This window comes from Bradyrhizobium sp. Ken01, from assembly GCF_055807355.1.
In genome coordinates this window covers 1-14,817 of the sequence record NZ_JBVVPC010000085.1, presented here as the reverse complement: position 1 = coordinate 14,817, position 14,817 = coordinate 1, and the positions used below count along the sequence as shown (strand labels likewise).

The window sequence follows — 14,817 nt, the reverse complement described above, 5'->3', positions numbered from 1 at the left end:
CCAAGCTCGCCGGCGGTGTCCACCGTCTCGACGGCCAGCTCATGGTCGTCCTCGACGTCGATCGCGTCCTCGAGCTCGCGCCCGAGATGATGGCGGCCTGATACGCCGGCGCATCGCCGACGTACCTGCAATTGGAAGCGCCCCCGAAAACGGGGGAGAAGCAGAGGTTCACATGCGAACTTGTCTCGTCGTTGATGATTCCAGCGTCATCCGCAAGGTTGCGCGCCGGATCCTGGAGGGCCTCGACTTCCAGATCCTCGAAGCCGAGGACGGTGAGAAGGCGCTGGAGGCCTGCAAGCGCGGCTTGCCCGATGCGGTCCTGCTGGACTGGAACATGCCGGTGATGGACGGCTACGAGTTCCTCGGCCATCTCCGGCGCATGCCCGGCGGAGACCAGCCCAAGGTGGTGTTTTGCACCACCGAGAACGACGTCGCGCATATCGCGCGCGCGCTGCACGCCGGCGCCAACGAGTACATCATGAAGCCCTTCGACAAGGACATCGTGACGGCGAAATTCCAGGAAGTCGGCCTTATCTGAGCGACCGCCCGGAGGCTGAACGGCTCCTTCGGCGTTTGTTTTCAACTGACCGTTTCAGTCTGAGTTGGTGAGTAAATGAGTGTTGCGTTCGCAGGTAATTCGACCCCGGGCTCGTCGCGGGAAGCCGGACCGTTGCGGGTGATGATCGTCGATGACTCCGTCGTCATTCGCGGTCTGATCTCGCGCTGGGTCGGTGCCGAGCATGACATGGAGGTCGCGGCCTCGCTGCGCACCGGGCTCGAGGCGGTCAACCAGATCGAACGCATCAACCCCGACGTTGCCGTGCTCGACATCGAAATGCCCGAGCTCGACGGCATCTCGGCGCTGCCGCAACTCCTGGCGAAGAAGCGCGATCTCGTCATCATCATGGCTTCGACGCTGACCCGCCGTAACGCGGAGATCAGCTTCAAGGCGCTGTCGCTCGGCGCGGCCGACTACATTCCGAAGCCGGAATCGACGCGCGAGGCGTCGGCTGCGGACATCTTTCATCACGACCTGATCCAGAAAATCCGCCACCTCGGCGCACGGCTGCGCCGCAAGCCCGCGGTTGCGAGCCCGCCGCTGGCGCCCGCAAGCCCGGCTCCGGCTGCACGTGGACCGCTTGTCGCGCGGCCTGCCGCGGCCGCGGCGGCTCCGGCCGTGCATGCGCCGTCTTCGTCCTCGGTGCTATCCATACGTCCGTTCTCGACCCAGGCACCGAAGGTGCTGCTGATCGGCTCTTCGACCGGCGGTCCTCAGGCGCTGATGGCGCTCGTCGCCGAGCTCGGCCCCGTGATCGACCGCGTCCCGGTGCTGATCACCCAGCACATGCCGCCGACTTTCACCACCATTCTCGCCGAGCATCTGGCACGCACGAGCCGCAAGCCGGCGGCCGAGGCCGTCGATGGCGAGCCGGTGAGGCCGGGCCGCATCTATCTTGCGCCGGGCGGCAAGCACATGCGTGTCGTGCGCAGCGGCGCCGACGTGGCGATCGCGCTCGACGACGGTCCCGCCGTCAATTTCTGCAAGCCCGCGGTTGATCCGCTGTTCACCTCCGCCATCGACATCTGGCATGGCGCCATCCTCTCCGTGATCCTGACGGGCATGGGCTCGGATGGCATGCGCGGCGGCAAGGACATCGTCGCCGCCGGCGGCAGCGTGATCGCGCAGGACGAAGCCTCCAGCGTGGTCTGGGGCATGCCGGGCGCGGCGGCCAATGCCGGCATCTGCGCAGCGATCCTGCCGCTCAACCAGATCGGCGCCCGGGTCAATCGCCTGTTCGCGGGAGACCGCTCGTGACGCCGGCTGACTACGACTATCTGCGCAAGTTCCTGAAAGAGCGCTCCGGCCTCGATCTCTCCCCGGACAAGCAGTACCTGGTCGAGAGCCGGCTCCTGCCGCTGGCCCGCAAGGCGAGCCTCGCCGGGATTCCCGATCTCGTGCTGAAGATCAGGAACGGCGACGGGCGGCTTGCAAGCGACGTGGTCGAAGCGATGACCACCAACGAGACCTTCTTCTACCGCGACAAGATCCCGTTCGATCATTTGCGCGAAACGATCCTGCCGGGGCTGCTTCGGGCGCGTGCGGCGCGCAAGTCGCTGCGCATCTGGTCGGCGGCGTCGTCGACGGGACAGGAGCCCTATTCGATCGCGATGTGCGTGAAGGAGATGGGCGCAGCCTTCGCCGGTTGGCGCATCGAGATCGTCGCCACCGATCTGTCGCAGGAGGTGCTGGAGAAATCCAAGGCCGGCGTCTACAGCCAGTTCGAGGTGCAGCGCGGCCTGCCGATCCAGCACCTGATGAAATACTTCACGCAAGCGGGCGAGGTCTGGCAGCTCAATGCCGACATCCGCGCCATGGTGCAGTTTCGCCAGCTCAATCTGTTGCAGGACTTCTCCCATCTCGGCACGTTCGACGTGATCTTCTGCCGCAATGTGCTGATCTATTTCGACCAGGACACCAAGGCTGTGATCTTCGAGCGCATGGCGAAGATTTTGGAAGCCGACGGCACGCTGCTGTTGGGCGCCGCCGAATCCGTCGTCGGCATCACCGACGCGTTCCGCCCGATCGTCGAACGTCGTGGTCTCTATCAGCTCAACCCGACGCGCTCCGGCCGCCCGATGGGCGGATTGATGCCGCCGTCGTTGAAGGTGGCAGCGGCGCGGTGAGACGCGTGGCCCGCGCCTATCGGCGCCGTGATGTTGCCGCGCGTTCGAAGCTGCTTTGCTTTAACGGACCGATGCTAGGCCGATAGACGTCGGCCCGCGCGGTGCCTGTCGCCGTGTGGTGGACGATGTGACGTCGTCTGCTGTCGGAGAGACGAAAGACGAAAGCTCAACGCCGTTGACGTAGATCAACGGAGCGGCAGGTACCTGGAAACTGGTGGAGTTGTCAGGCCGTCCCTCTCTCGTCGGATGCGCCGTCCAACACGCCGATCCGCTCGGCAAGAGAGACCAGTTCGGCCAATGACCGAACCTGCATTTTCTCCATCAAGCCGTGGCGGTGAGCTTTGATCGTACGCTCGGTCGTTCCGAGCGTGTGTGCGATCTGCTTGTTGATTTTGCCCCGAACGACGAGGTCGAAGACCTGTCGCTCGCGCGGCGTCAATTTAGCGAGACGAGCACGAGCCATGTTCAGCATGTTCTGTAGGTCTCGTGACGATCGATGGTGTGCCAAGGCCCCGGCGATTGCGCGAAGAAGGTCTTCTGAGCTTACCGGCTTGCTCAGAAAATCCTGCGCACCCGCTTTTATGGTCCGCACAGTGATCGGAATGTCGCGATAGCCGGAGAGAAATATGATCGGCAATGTCGAGCCGAGTTCGCCCAATTGTTTTTGGAGGGCAGGGCCGTCCAAGTCGGGGATTTGCACATCGAGAAGGATGCAACTCGGAATGCTGTCGCTCGGCAGTCGGTCCAGCAATGCCTGCGCCGAGGTATAGACGGCGACCTCGTAACCGGCGTGCCTTAAATGACGCTCCATGGCCGTCAGGAAAGACAGGTCGTCGTCAACAATATGCACGAGCCCCGGCACCGGTCCCCTCTCCATTTCAGAGAGGCTACCGCGCTATTCAGGGTGCATAAGTGTCTTAATGCACCCTTTTAAGACATAGCTGATCTGTCGCAGCGAAAAGTCTCTATGCACTTTGTGCCACGCCGTGCCGGCCTTTGTCGATGCGCGAGCCGCGAATCCAACTGATGCTTTGAACTCGCGAATAGAACCCGTCATCCGGCGCTACGCGGCGACCTTCTCCCAGAAGGGAAGTTGGGTATCCCTCACAAAATCGCATGCGGCAGAAACCGCGAGCCGTTGCCGGTGATCGGGCTCTCGTCCTCGCGGATCGACAGGCCGCAGGGTTGGTGATCGACCAGCCAGCTTCCCACCACCGGATAGAAGCCTGAGAAGTTCGGCAGCGGCGCGAGCGCCTGCCGCACGAATCCTTCGGCGCCGTAGGGGCCTGCCTGCTCGTCGAGCGGCATTCCGCCTGATACCAGCGTGACATTGGCGCCTTCGCGCGACAGCAGCGGCTTGCGCACATAGGAGCTGCCGAGCTCGGCCGCCCGCGGATCGTCCTCGAAAAAAGCCGGCAGCAGATTGGGATGGTTCGGAAACATCTCCCAGAGCAGCGGCAGGATGCCCTTGTTGGAGAGCACAGACTTCCACGGCGGTTCGATCCAGCGTGTCTGTGCGTCCTTGAGCTTTGCGCCGAAGCTGTCGTGGAACATCCATTCCCAGGGATAGAGCTTGAAGGCGAGCGCGATGTCGCGGTCGTCGAGATCGACGAAGCCGTCGGTATCATCGCGCCAGCCGATCGCCTCGACATCGAGCAGCGTGGTCGTCAGTCCCGCCTGGCGCGCGGTGTCTTCGAGATAAGCGAGCGTGCCGGCGTCCTCCTCATTGCCCGTCGTGCCGGTGAGATGGACGTGGCGCCCCGCGGCAATGTGCTTCCATGCTTCGATCAGCCGTTCGTGGATGGAATTGAACTGGTCGGCCCGCGACGGGATGATGCGCCGTTCGATCGCCTGTTCGAGCCAAGTCCATTGAAACACCGCGGCTTCGAAGATCGAGGTCGGCGTATCCGCGTTGTATTCGAGCAGCTTTGCCGGTCCCTTGCCGTCGAATTTGAGATCGAGCCGGCCATAGAGGCTGCGGTCGTCGCGTGTCCAGCTCTCGGCGATCAAGCTCCAGAACGCGTCGGGTATCTTCAAGCGCTGCAGATGGCGCTCGTCGCCGATCACGCGGCCGGCAAGCTCCAGGCACATCGCGTCGATCTCGCCGGTCGGCGTCTCGATGCCGCGCTCGATCTCGTCGAGCGTGAAGGCGTAGTAGGCCCGCTCGTCCCAATAGCGCTCGCCGTCGATAGTGTGGAAGGCAAAGCCGCATTGTTCGGCGGTCTGCCGCCAGTCGTCGCGCTCGGGGCAGACGATGCGTTGCATGGGTCAGCCGCCGCCAGAGAAGCCATGGCCAAACGAGCCGAATCCGCCGCGGCTCACGCCGCCGGAGCCTGAATCGGACGACGTTCCGGACGAGGAATGGCTCGAGGAGTCGCTGCTGAAGAAGCTCGATCGCGACGACCAGCGCGAGCTGCCGCCGCCGCCAGACGAACTGCTTCTGCTGCTGCAGGCGGTGCTCGCCTGCACCGGCGCGGCTCCGGGGACCGTCGCCCCGGGGACGATCGCCCCGGCAGCAGAGGGCTCGCAAGTCTGCCGCGGCATCAGCGTGTAGGCGGTGGTGCCGACCGCGATCGTGCCCATCACCAGCAGCGCGACACGGCCTGAGCGCTTCGGCAGCAGTTGCGCAGGCGGCGGTCCGGCCGCCGGCCGACGTTTGCCGAACTCCTTTTTGGAGGGTTTGTCGGCCATGTCAGTAGATCATGCAGGCGGCGTTGAGCAGGCCCGCGGCGAACGAGGACAGCCCGAGCCAGATCGCGGGCGCCAACTCGCCGGCCGCGATCCGGGCCGGGAGGTTCGGCACCGGCACCCTGACGAGAAAGAGCACGATGATCTGCACGATCAGGGCAATGACCGCCCAGATCAGGCAGTCCAGCACATTGGCCGAATGCGCGATCGCGCTGACCAGCGGCGCGACGAAGCCCAGCAGGCTGAGGCCGAGTGCGATCGCCGCGGCCGGCTCGTTGTCGCGGATCAGCTGGAATTCGTTGTAGGGCGTGATGCGGGTGTAGACGAACAGGTACGTCACGATCGCGATCAGCCCGGTGCAGAAATAGACCAGGAAGGCGGGCAGGCCGGCCAGTGATTGCAGGATCATCGTTCCCCCATCGTGCAGCGATCATTCGTCGGCGAGGGAAGGATAGCGGTTCAACGGTGGCAGCACGATCGAGGCCGCGTTCGCATCCCCAAAAAACAAAACCCCGCCATTTGCGGCGGGGTCCAGGCTGGGAGGAGCAAGCCCGAAGGGCTTGCGCAGTAAACTGATCAGGCGGGAATGCGCTCTTCGACCTCGTGCGGCTCGCGCAGCACGTAGCCGCGGCCCCACACGGTCTCGATGAAGTTGCGGCCTTCCGAGGCATTCGCGAGCTTCTTGCGGAGCTTGCAGATGAAGACGTCGATGATCTTCAGCTCGGGTTCGTCCATGCCGCCATAGAGGTGGTTGAGGAACATTTCCTTGGTCAGGGTCGTGCCCTTGCGGAGCGAGAGCAGCTCCAGCATCTGGTATTCCTTGCCGGTCAGATGCACGCGCTGGCCGCCGACTTCCACCGTCTTGGTGTCGAGGTTGACGACGAGGTCGCCGGTCTGGATCACCGACTGGGCATGGCCCTTGGAGCGGCGCACGATCGCGTGGATGCGGGCAACCAGCTCGTCCTTGTGGAAGGGCTTGGTCATGTAGTCGTCGGCGCCGACGCCGAGACCCTTGACCTTGTCCTCGATGCCGGCGAGGCCGGAGAGGATCAGAATGGGTGTCTTGATCTTGGAGACCCGGAGCTGCTTGAGCACGTCGTAGCCGGACATGTCGGGCAGGTTGAGGTCGAGAAGGATAATGTCGTAATCGTATAATTTACCGAGATCGACGCCTTCTTCCCCCAAATCGGTCGTGTAAACGTTGAAGCTCTCAGACTTCAACATCAGCTCGATCGACTGCGCGACGGCGCTGTCATCTTCAATCAGCAAAACGCGCATGCCAGTTCCCCATAGTCGCCGCTCCTGGGCGTCAGGTCGGCCGCATTCGCGGCACACAACAAAACGCCTTTGAACAACTGATTCGGATCCTGACAACAGATGGTTAACAAATTCTGATTCTGGAACGCAAGCCCTGGAGATGCAATTTTCGTCGAATCGCCCTAAGGTCTTGTGTGCGAAGCAGCTTTCGTTATCCGGTTGCGTTCAAGTTCCACTTTAAGAGACGGGCCTAACCGACTCCCGCGACTCAGCCTTCTTCTGAAGGGGAGCCACGCTCAGTCACAAAGACAGTGACGCAATGATTAACGATGCGGGTAAACACGAAGTTAAGCGCCGTTCAGAAATATGGCGAAACTTAAGGTTCTCGCCACGAAGCCCGCGATTATGAAGGCGATCACCTCATGAAGGCCCTCTCGTGAAGGCTCTTGCCGAACAGATCGGCGACATTGACGGCATCAATATTTACGGCCGTGTGGTCGGCGTGCGCGGCCTGATGGTCGAGGTGGCCGGCCCGATCCATGCGATGTCGGTGGGCGCGCGGCTCGTGATCGAGACCGGCGGCAACCGTTCCATCCCCTGCGAGGTGATCGGCTTCTCCGGCAACAATGCCGTCGTGATGCCGTTCGCCGGCCTCGACGGCGTGCGGCGCGGCTGCAAGGCCGTCATCGCCAATGCGGCAAATCAGGTGCGGCCTTGCGCGGCCTGGCTCGGCCGCGTCGTCAATGCGCTGGGTGAGCCGATCGACGGCAAGGGGCCGCTGCCTCAGGGTCCGGCGCCGATGCCGTACCGCAATTCGCCGCCGCCGGCGCACTCGCGCAAGCGCGTCGGCGCGGCGCTCGATCTCGGCGTGCGCGCGATGAACACGTTCCTGACCTGCTGCCGCGGCCAGCGCATGGGCATCTTCGCAGGCTCCGGCGTCGGCAAGTCGGTGCTGCTGTCGATGCTGGCGCGCAACGTCGATGCCGCCGTCAGCGTCATCGGGCTGATCGGCGAACGCGGCCGCGAGGTGCAGGAGTTCCTGCAGGACGACCTCGGCGAGGAGGGCCTGGCGCGTTCCGTCGTCGTGGTCGCGACCTCCGACGAGCCGGCGCTGATGCGCCGCCAGGCCGCGTATCTGACACTCGCGATCGCCGAATATTTTCGCGACGAGGAGCAGGACGTCCTTTGCCTGATGGATTCGGTGACGCGCTTTGCCATGGCCCAGCGCGAGATCGGCCTGTCCGCGGGCGAGCCGCCGACCGCCAAGGGCTACACGCCAACCGTGTTCACCGAGCTGCCGAAGCTTCTGGAGCGCGCCGGTCCGGGCTTGGGCGAGGGCGCCATCACCGCGATCTTCACGGTGCTGGTCGATGGCGACGACCATAACGAGCCGATCGCGGATGCCGTTCGCGGCATCCTCGACGGCCACATCGTGATGCAGCGCTCGATCGCCGAGCGCGGCCGCTACCCGGCCATCAACATCCTCAAATCCGTCTCCCGCACCATGCCGAAATCGGCCGACCCGCAGTTCTGGCCGACCATCCAGAAGGCGCGGGCGGTGATGGCGACCTATGCCGACATGGAGGAATTGATCCGTCTGGGCGCCTACCGCGCCGGCTCCAGCCCCGAGGTCGACGAGGCGATCCGCCTGCACGAGCCGCTGGAGGCCTTCCTGCGCCAGCGCAAGGACGAAAATGCATCGTTGGCGGACGGCTACCGCCAGTTGGCGCAAATCCTCGGTGATTTGGAAACGGAACGCTAACTTTGTCCCGTCATCATCCCATCCCACAGAGTAGCAGAGCCGGTCTTGGCCCCTGTCGGGCCTGTGGGGAGACCGGTGTTGTCCCACGTGCAGCCAAGGGACTTCTGGGGAGTACGAGTCGATGAAGTCACGTGATACCCTCATCCGCCTGAAGAAGTTTCAGGTCGACGAGAAGCGCCGCCGGGTCACCCAGATCGAGACCATGATCGCCGACTTCCAGCGGATGTCGACCGATCTTGAACGCGAGATCTCGACCGAGCAGGAGCGCGCCGGGATCAACGATCCCTCGCACTTCGCCTATCCGACCTATGCCAAGGCTGCCATCCAGCGTCGTGAGAACCTGACCCGCTCGGCCGACGAGCTGAAGGGCCAGCTCGACGAAGCCAAGGCCGCGCTGGCCGAAGCCTTCGAGGAGCTGAAGAAGGTCGAGCTCCTCGACGAGCGCGATCAGGCCCGCGAACGCGCCGAGGAAAACGCCCGCGAGCAGGCCGATCTCGACAGCATCGGCCTGATGCGGGCCCGCATGGGCGCCGTCGCCTGAGACGCTAGCCGCCAGACTTGAGAGAATTTGCAGAACCCGGACCCCAAAGGTCCGGGTTTTCGCATGTCCTGTCCACAGAGGGGCGCCGCGCCCCCTTGGTGGTCGGCTTTGCCGCGCGCTATGGTGGCGGGGTGCCAGGGCCTGCGCGGAACGCGACGGGCCGCACATCGGGGGGCTGAATGCTGACGCCAGCAGAGCTGGTCGGGCTGATTGGGGCGGTAGCGCAGGGCGATCAGGCCGCGTTCGAGCGCCTCTACGTCGCCACGCGCGCGAAACTCTATGGCGTCGTGCTCCGTATCTTGCGCCGACAGGATCTCGCAGAGGAGGTCATTCAGGAGACCTACGTCAAGGTCTGGAACAGCGCCGGCCAGTTCAATCCCGCTCTCGCGTCGCCGATCACATGGATGGCGTCGATTGCGCGCAACCGCGCCATCGATGTCGTCCGCAAGAAGACGGAAGTCTCCATCGAGGAAGAGCCGCAGGCGATGGAAGTCGCAAGCGACAGCCCCGATCCGCTGGCGCGGCGGGAGATGACCGAGGAATTGAAGCGGCTCCTCGAATGCATCGGCCGGCTCGAGCCGGACCGTCAGAGACTCGTGCTTCTCGCCTATTACAACGGCTGGAGCCGCGAGCAATTGGCGGAGAAATTCGCGGCGCCCGTCAACACCGTGAAGACGTGGCTTCGGCGCAGCATGATGGATATTCGCGAATGTCTCGGCCTTTGAGATTCGGGCTATGAGAGCTCGTACGGTGATGGTGGATCTGGACCGCAAGTGATGGCCTATACGGAGGACCATATCGCGCTCGCCGCGGAATATGCGCTCGGTACGCTCGACGCCGGCGAGCGCGCGCAGGTCGAGACCATGATGGCGGTGGACAAGGCGTTCGCCGACGTCGTGCAGGCGTGGGCATTCCGGCTCGGCGTCCTCAACCAGATGGTCGGCTCGATCGAGCCGCGTCCGATCGTGTGGGAGAACATCAGGTCCGAGCTCGCGCGGACGGGCTTTGCGCAGGATCCGCCAGCGCTGCGGGACGCAGCGCCGCCACCCGTGCCGGAGTTTTCCTCGCCCGACACCGTGCCTCCGCCGGTGGCGTCGGAGAATATGCAGCAACCGGTACCGCAGCCTCCCGAAGCGGAGCAGCCCGAAACGACGCCACCGGCGCCCGATGCGCTTCCCGACGTCGCGCCGATCTTCATGCCGCAGGTCCACGCGCCAGACCCGGAGGTCGTGCGTGCGCCGCCGCCGCCGGTCGCCGACAACAGCAACGTGATCCGGCTCGAGGGCCGCGTGAAGCGCTGGCGCACCATCGCATCCGCCGTCGGTGCGCTCGCGGCCGCGCTGCTCGTGACGCTGTCGCTTCAGATCTTCAAGCCCGAGGCGCTGCCGGGCGGCTTGCGACCGGCGCCACGCATCCAGACCGTCGAGGTAAAGACACCGGCGCCGCTCCCGTCGTCGCAATATGTCGCGCTGTTGCAGGGCCAGGGCGGAGGTCCCGCCTTTATCCTCACCATCGACGGTGCGACCAAGAATTTTACCGTGCGCAAGGTCGGCGCCGCACCGGAGCCCGGCAAGAGTTTCGAGCTCTGGCTGATCTCGGACAAGCTGCCGCGCCCGCGCTCGCTGGGCGTGATCGGCGCCGGAGATTTCACCGCACGACCGGTGCTCGGTTCGTACGATCCCGACGTCGTCAACGGCGCAACCTACGCCGTCACCGTCGAGCAGGCGGGCGGCTCGCCGAACGGCCAGCCGACCTCGGCGCCGGTGTTTTCCGGCAAGCTGATCGAAACCGTGCCGCCCGCGCAGCCGCAGGCGCCCGCCAAGAAGTAGGTTTCCATTGTCGTCCTGGCGAAAGCCAGGACCCATTACCCCAAGAGCTTGTTGCGAGAGTGAGCGGTGGCCACACGGGTGAGCAACCACTCAATCTCGGGGTAATGGGTCCTGGATCGGCGCTCGCTCTGCTCGCTTGTCCAGGACGACATCGGGGGGCATTGGACGCTTCAACATCGTCGTGGCAATGCTGATCAATTTCCGTCGCCACGGTCCGTCCTGCCGTCGTCTTCCGACAAATCCAGCCGAATCCGCCCCCGATTTGAACCTCTCCGCTGGTCGCGGCGTCAAATGCCCGGAATTTGCAGTCGGCGCCCCCAATCATGGTGCCGGAGAGGGGCGAGAAATCAGATGGATGCAGCGAAAACGTCGGGCATCTTCATTCACCAATATGCGGGGCTGCCACACGGCCCGGCCTTCGAACATTGGCGAGAGCGGACTTTCGGGGCCTGCGGCCTGGATATCGGGCCGAGCCGGGGCGACAGCATCGATTGCCGGCTCCAGGTCAGCGTGGTCGACAATATCGCGCTCGCCATTCCCGAAGGCGCCTCCGCGCAATATTCACGCACCCAGAGCCACCTTGCCGACGGCAGCGACGATCTCGTCCTGATCGCGGCGCATGCGGGTCTCGTCCGCGTCGGGCAGAACGGCCATGCCGTGGAGCTTGCGCCGGCGCAGATGGTGCTCGTCGACATGAGCATCACCGGCACCGTCGGCCACACCGACGAAGATCGCTTCACCACCATCCGCATGCCGCGCCGCGCACTGCTCGAGATCAATCCGCGCGCCGAGGACAAGCTGTCGCAAGTGCTCTCGGACGGCGCGGTCGCCGAGACGATCTTCCGCTACCACTCCCTTGCCGCCCATCACGCGCCGCATCTCGACGCCGTCGGCCAGCGCCTCACCGCGCAGCACATGGTCGATCTTGTCGGCCTCCTGCTCGGCACCGACGCCGAGCATGCGAGTCTCGCGCGCGGGCGAGGTCATGCGGCGGCCCGTCTCGATCTCATGCGCGCCGACGTGATGGCTGCGCTTGGCCGCAACGATCTCTGCCTGTCCGAGATTGCCACGCGCTCGGGCCTGAGCCCGCGCCAGGCACAGCGCCTGTTCGAGCAGGCCGGAACGACCTTCACCGAATTCGTGCTGGAGCAGCGCCTGCTGCACGCGCGCAAGCTGCTCAGCGATCCCCGTGCCAGCACCCGCAAGATCAGCGACATCGCGCATTCGTCGGGCTTCTCCGATCTGTCCTATTTCAACCGCGCCTTCCGCAAGCGCTTTGCCGCGACGCCGTCGGAACTGCGCGAGGCCTGAGCCGAGCCGACAATTGGTGCGGCGCGCCGGTACCACGGCAGTTGGTCCGCCCGGCCGGATGAGCTATAGCTGTCTGCGCGGTCAGACGGCTTGATCGTTCGTCGCTTCGTCGTCGCCCTCTTGGGAAATGTAGTCAACGGACATGGCGCGTATCGTCGTGCTCGGCGCCGGGTTTGCAGGCCTGTGGGCGGCCATCGGTGCCGCGCGCAAGCGCGACGAGATCGGCGCTGGCGGCGACATCGAGATCCGCGTCGTCGACCGCAATCCCTATCACAACATCCGCGTGCGCAATTACGAGGCCGATCTCAGCGAGGTCGCGCTTCCGCTGGCGCAACTGCTCGATCCGATCGGCGTCAGTCACGGGATCGGCGAGGTCGAAGCCATCGATCCGGCACGACGTGAGATTTCGCTGGTGACGTGTGGCGGCGACGAGACGCTGACTTATGACCGGCTGGTGCTGGCGCTCGGCAGCGAAGTGATGCGTCCCGACATTCCCGGCCTTGCCGAGCATGCTTTCGACGTCGACACCTATGCAGCGGCGCTCCACCTCCAGGATCATCTCAATTCGCTCGGACGCAGCGTGCCCGCGCCGGGGCGCTCGACGATCGTCGTGGTCGGCGCCGGCTTCACTGGCATCGAGGTCGCGGCCGAGATGCCCGACAAGCTGGCGCGCGCCGGCATCACCGGCAGCCGCCGCATCATCCTGGTCGATCCCAATCCTGCGGTGGGCGCCACGATCGGCGCACATGCGCGTCCCGTCATCGATACGGCATTGGCCTCGCTCGACGTCGAGACACGGTTTGGCGTCCGCGTCGTCTCCGTCGAGGCCGCCGGCCTGCGTCTGAGTTCGGGCGAGTTCATTCCGACGCGGACGGTGATCTGGTGTGCCGGGATGCGCGCGAGCCCCTTGGCGGCGAGCTTCCCGGACGCACGCGATCGTCTTGGGCGCCTGCTCGTCGATCCCATGATGCGGGTTGCGGATGTCGGCGGCGTGTTCGCGGCCGGCGATGTCGCCTCGAGCGTGGTCGACGGCTTGCATCCGACCGTGATGTCCTGCCAGTTCGCGCGTCCCATGGGCCGCTTCGCCGGCCACAATGTGGTCGCCGATCTCGCGGGCCTGCCGATGCTGCCGCTCCGGATCGACTGGTACGTGACCGTGCTCGATCTCGGCGGCTGGGGCGCGCTCTATACGGAAGGGTGGGACCGCGAAGTCCGCGCCACCGGCGCGGCCGCCAAGGCAACCAAGCAGACCATCAACCGCAAGCGCATCTATCCGCCGCTGTCGGGCAACAAGGACGAGCTGTTCGCTGCGGCCGCGCCGACCGTGCAGGCTCCGCCGCCGACATATGGGGCGCCGCGTGTTTGAGCTGGCCCTGCACCCATGAGCCGGGCGAAAGGAAGCAAAGGAAGGCAATGCCCGCCGAGGCTTTGACCCGACGCCGGCTGGGCCGTTGCGAACGGCATCACTGCAATCTCCTGGTCAGGACCTCCACGAAGCCGATAGAGTGCTCGTTACATCTCGGGGGTGGACATGCGGCGGCGGGAGCTTCTTGCCATACTGGGCGCGACGGTAGCCTTCCCTCTTGTGGCGCGTGCCCAGCCGGACTTGCCGATCGTCGCCGTGCTGGTGCCGGGACCTGCAAAAAACGCTGAAGATCGGATTGTGGCTATCCGTCAGGGCATGCGGGAGGCTGGCCTTACCGAGGGCATCAACTTCACCTTTGCTTGGCGCTACGCGGACGGTGTCTTCGACCGGTTGCCCGCCCTTGCGCTTGAACTCGCTGCTCTCAAGCCGCGCGTCATCATTGCTTCGGCTGCCGCCGCGCCGGTCACGCACAAGATGCTGCCCGACCTGCCCTTGGTCTTCACATCCTATGCCGCCGATCCCATCAAAGCAGGATTCGCCGAAAGCTATGTGCACCCGGGCGGCCATGCGACCGGCAATGTGATGAGTGCGGTTGGCGGCGAGCAGGCACTTACTGGCAAGCGCTTCAACCTGTTCAAGGAGCTGGTGCCGGACCTAAAGGCGCTCGGTTTTATCGGTTCGTCGTCTCTTCTAGCCGGAATCGAGTTCAACGTATTGCAAAGCGTCGCTGGTCAACTCGGTTTTTCGGTTGTTCGACATGAAGTTCGTGGGCTCGATGACGTCGAGGCCGCGGTTTTGGCGAGCATCCGGGATGGCGTTGATGCCCTCTATGTGTCCGGCGAGCCGCTGCTCTACAACAACATGCGCCGCGTCTTGCCCCTGGTGATGGCGCCGGGAAAACCGACGGTCGGCACTTATCCGGAGTGGGGCCGCGCCGGGCTTCTGATGTCCTATTCGGCCGATCTGATCGACGACTTCCGCCGCGCCGGCATCTATGCCGCAAAGATCCTCGGCGGCGAAAAGCCTGCGAACCTGCCGATCGAGCAGGCCAGCAAGTTTGTGCTCGTCCTCAATCTCAAGACGGCCAAGGCTCTGGGCGTCACGGCGCCGGACCGCCTCGTGGCGTTGGCCGATGAGGTGATCGAGTCATGAAGGCACGGCCGTCCATTGCCAAGGCATGATAGCCTCATACAAGCGCTAGCGTTGCCCGCCGGGCAAAACACCCAAGCTGGCAGTCAACCCGTACCGCCCAAAATATTCCACTTTACCGAAATTCGGAATTGCGTATATTCCGCCTCACTCCGGCCCAAGGAAGAGGGGCGTATCGCGATCGTCACGAACGCGGGCCGGACGGCGGTGGACGTTGGTCACATCGGCG

15 protein-coding genes and 1 pseudogene are annotated in these 14,817 nt (G+C 64.6%); 11 read left to right on the top strand and 5 right to left on the bottom strand.

The annotated features are described in order from the left end of the window. The 4 genes and pseudogenes from AC0L3S_RS37755 to AC0L3S_RS37740 all read left to right on the top strand — a co-directional run. Positions 1-101 (top strand): annotated as a pseudogene (locus AC0L3S_RS37755) (chemotaxis protein CheW); the annotation flags it as partial. 71 nt (positions 102-172) lie between these two features. Beyond that, entirely contained in the window at positions 173-538 is a 366-nt protein-coding gene (locus AC0L3S_RS37750) for a response regulator (protein ID WP_007600538.1), read from the top strand. Positions 539-613: 75 nt separating this feature from the next. Further along, on the top strand, positions 614-1,816 hold the full coding sequence (locus tag AC0L3S_RS37745; protein ID WP_473284939.1) for a protein-glutamate methylesterase/protein-glutamine glutaminase: 1,203 nt from the start codon (positions 614-616) through the stop codon (positions 1,814-1,816). Beyond that, a complete protein-coding gene (locus AC0L3S_RS37740; RefSeq protein ID WP_473284937.1) occupies positions 1,813-2,685 on the top strand; it encodes a CheR family methyltransferase in 873 nt (290 codons plus the stop codon). The genes AC0L3S_RS37745 and AC0L3S_RS37740 overlap by 4 nt, the downstream gene beginning before the upstream one ends. Positions 2,686-2,908: 223 nt before the next feature. Here AC0L3S_RS37740 and AC0L3S_RS37735 read toward each other — a convergent pair whose 3' ends face one another. From AC0L3S_RS37735 to ctrA, 5 genes are all read right to left on the bottom strand, one after another. Continuing rightward, positions 2,909-3,547, bottom strand: a complete 639-nt coding sequence (locus AC0L3S_RS37735; protein ID WP_473284935.1) for a response regulator transcription factor — start codon at positions 3,545-3,547, stop codon at positions 2,909-2,911. A 242-nt stretch (positions 3,548-3,789) separates the two neighbouring features. Next, entirely contained in the window at positions 3,790-4,950 is a 1,161-nt protein-coding gene (locus AC0L3S_RS37730) for a glutathionylspermidine synthase family protein (RefSeq protein ID WP_473284932.1), read from the bottom strand. A gap of 3 nt (positions 4,951-4,953) precedes the next feature. After that, positions 4,954-5,376, bottom strand: coding sequence for a hypothetical protein (locus AC0L3S_RS37725; protein ID WP_473263386.1), 423 nt, complete (start codon positions 5,374-5,376; stop codon positions 4,954-4,956). Position 5,377: 1 nt separating this feature from the next. Continuing rightward, positions 5,378-5,782 (bottom strand): DUF350 domain-containing protein, encoded by a 405-nt coding sequence (locus AC0L3S_RS37720; RefSeq protein WP_063993791.1) that lies wholly within the window; start codon positions 5,780-5,782, stop codon positions 5,378-5,380. Positions 5,783-5,949: 167 nt separating this feature from the next. Beyond that, a complete protein-coding gene (gene ctrA / locus AC0L3S_RS37715; RefSeq protein ID WP_007600544.1) occupies positions 5,950-6,651 on the bottom strand; it encodes a response regulator transcription factor CtrA in 702 nt (233 codons plus the stop codon). A 415-nt stretch (positions 6,652-7,066) separates the two neighbouring features. Between ctrA and fliI the strand changes: the two genes are divergently transcribed. The 7 genes from fliI to AC0L3S_RS37680 all read left to right on the top strand — a co-directional run bounded on the left by fliI (position 7,067) and on the right by AC0L3S_RS37680 (position 14,591). Further along, positions 7,067-8,392: a flagellar protein export ATPase FliI gene (gene fliI, locus AC0L3S_RS37710; RefSeq protein ID WP_473263384.1), complete on the top strand. Its 1,326-nt coding sequence runs from the start codon at positions 7,067-7,069 to the stop codon at positions 8,390-8,392. Positions 8,393-8,513: 121 nt separating this feature from the next. Further along, on the top strand, positions 8,514-8,933 hold the full coding sequence (fliJ, locus tag AC0L3S_RS37705) for a flagellar export protein FliJ (RefSeq protein WP_007606301.1): 420 nt from the start codon (positions 8,514-8,516) through the stop codon (positions 8,931-8,933). A gap of 179 nt (positions 8,934-9,112) precedes the next feature. Then, entirely contained in the window at positions 9,113-9,658 is a 546-nt protein-coding gene (locus AC0L3S_RS37700; RefSeq protein ID WP_473263383.1) for a sigma-70 family RNA polymerase sigma factor, read from the top strand. A gap of 51 nt (positions 9,659-9,709) precedes the next feature. Then, on the top strand, positions 9,710-10,762 hold the full coding sequence (locus AC0L3S_RS37695; protein ID WP_473284930.1) for an anti-sigma factor: 1,053 nt from the start codon (positions 9,710-9,712) through the stop codon (positions 10,760-10,762). Positions 10,763-11,113: 351 nt separating this feature from the next. Continuing rightward, a complete protein-coding gene (locus AC0L3S_RS37690; protein ID WP_473284928.1) occupies positions 11,114-12,073 on the top strand; it encodes a helix-turn-helix transcriptional regulator in 960 nt (319 codons plus the stop codon). A 142-nt stretch (positions 12,074-12,215) separates the two neighbouring features. Then, positions 12,216-13,439, top strand: coding sequence for an NAD(P)/FAD-dependent oxidoreductase (locus AC0L3S_RS37685; protein WP_473284926.1), 1,224 nt, complete (start codon positions 12,216-12,218; stop codon positions 13,437-13,439). A gap of 165 nt (positions 13,440-13,604) precedes the next feature. After that, positions 13,605-14,591 (top strand): ABC transporter substrate-binding protein, encoded by a 987-nt coding sequence (locus AC0L3S_RS37680; protein ID WP_473284924.1) that lies wholly within the window; start codon positions 13,605-13,607, stop codon positions 14,589-14,591. Positions 14,592-14,817 lie beyond the last annotated feature (226 nt).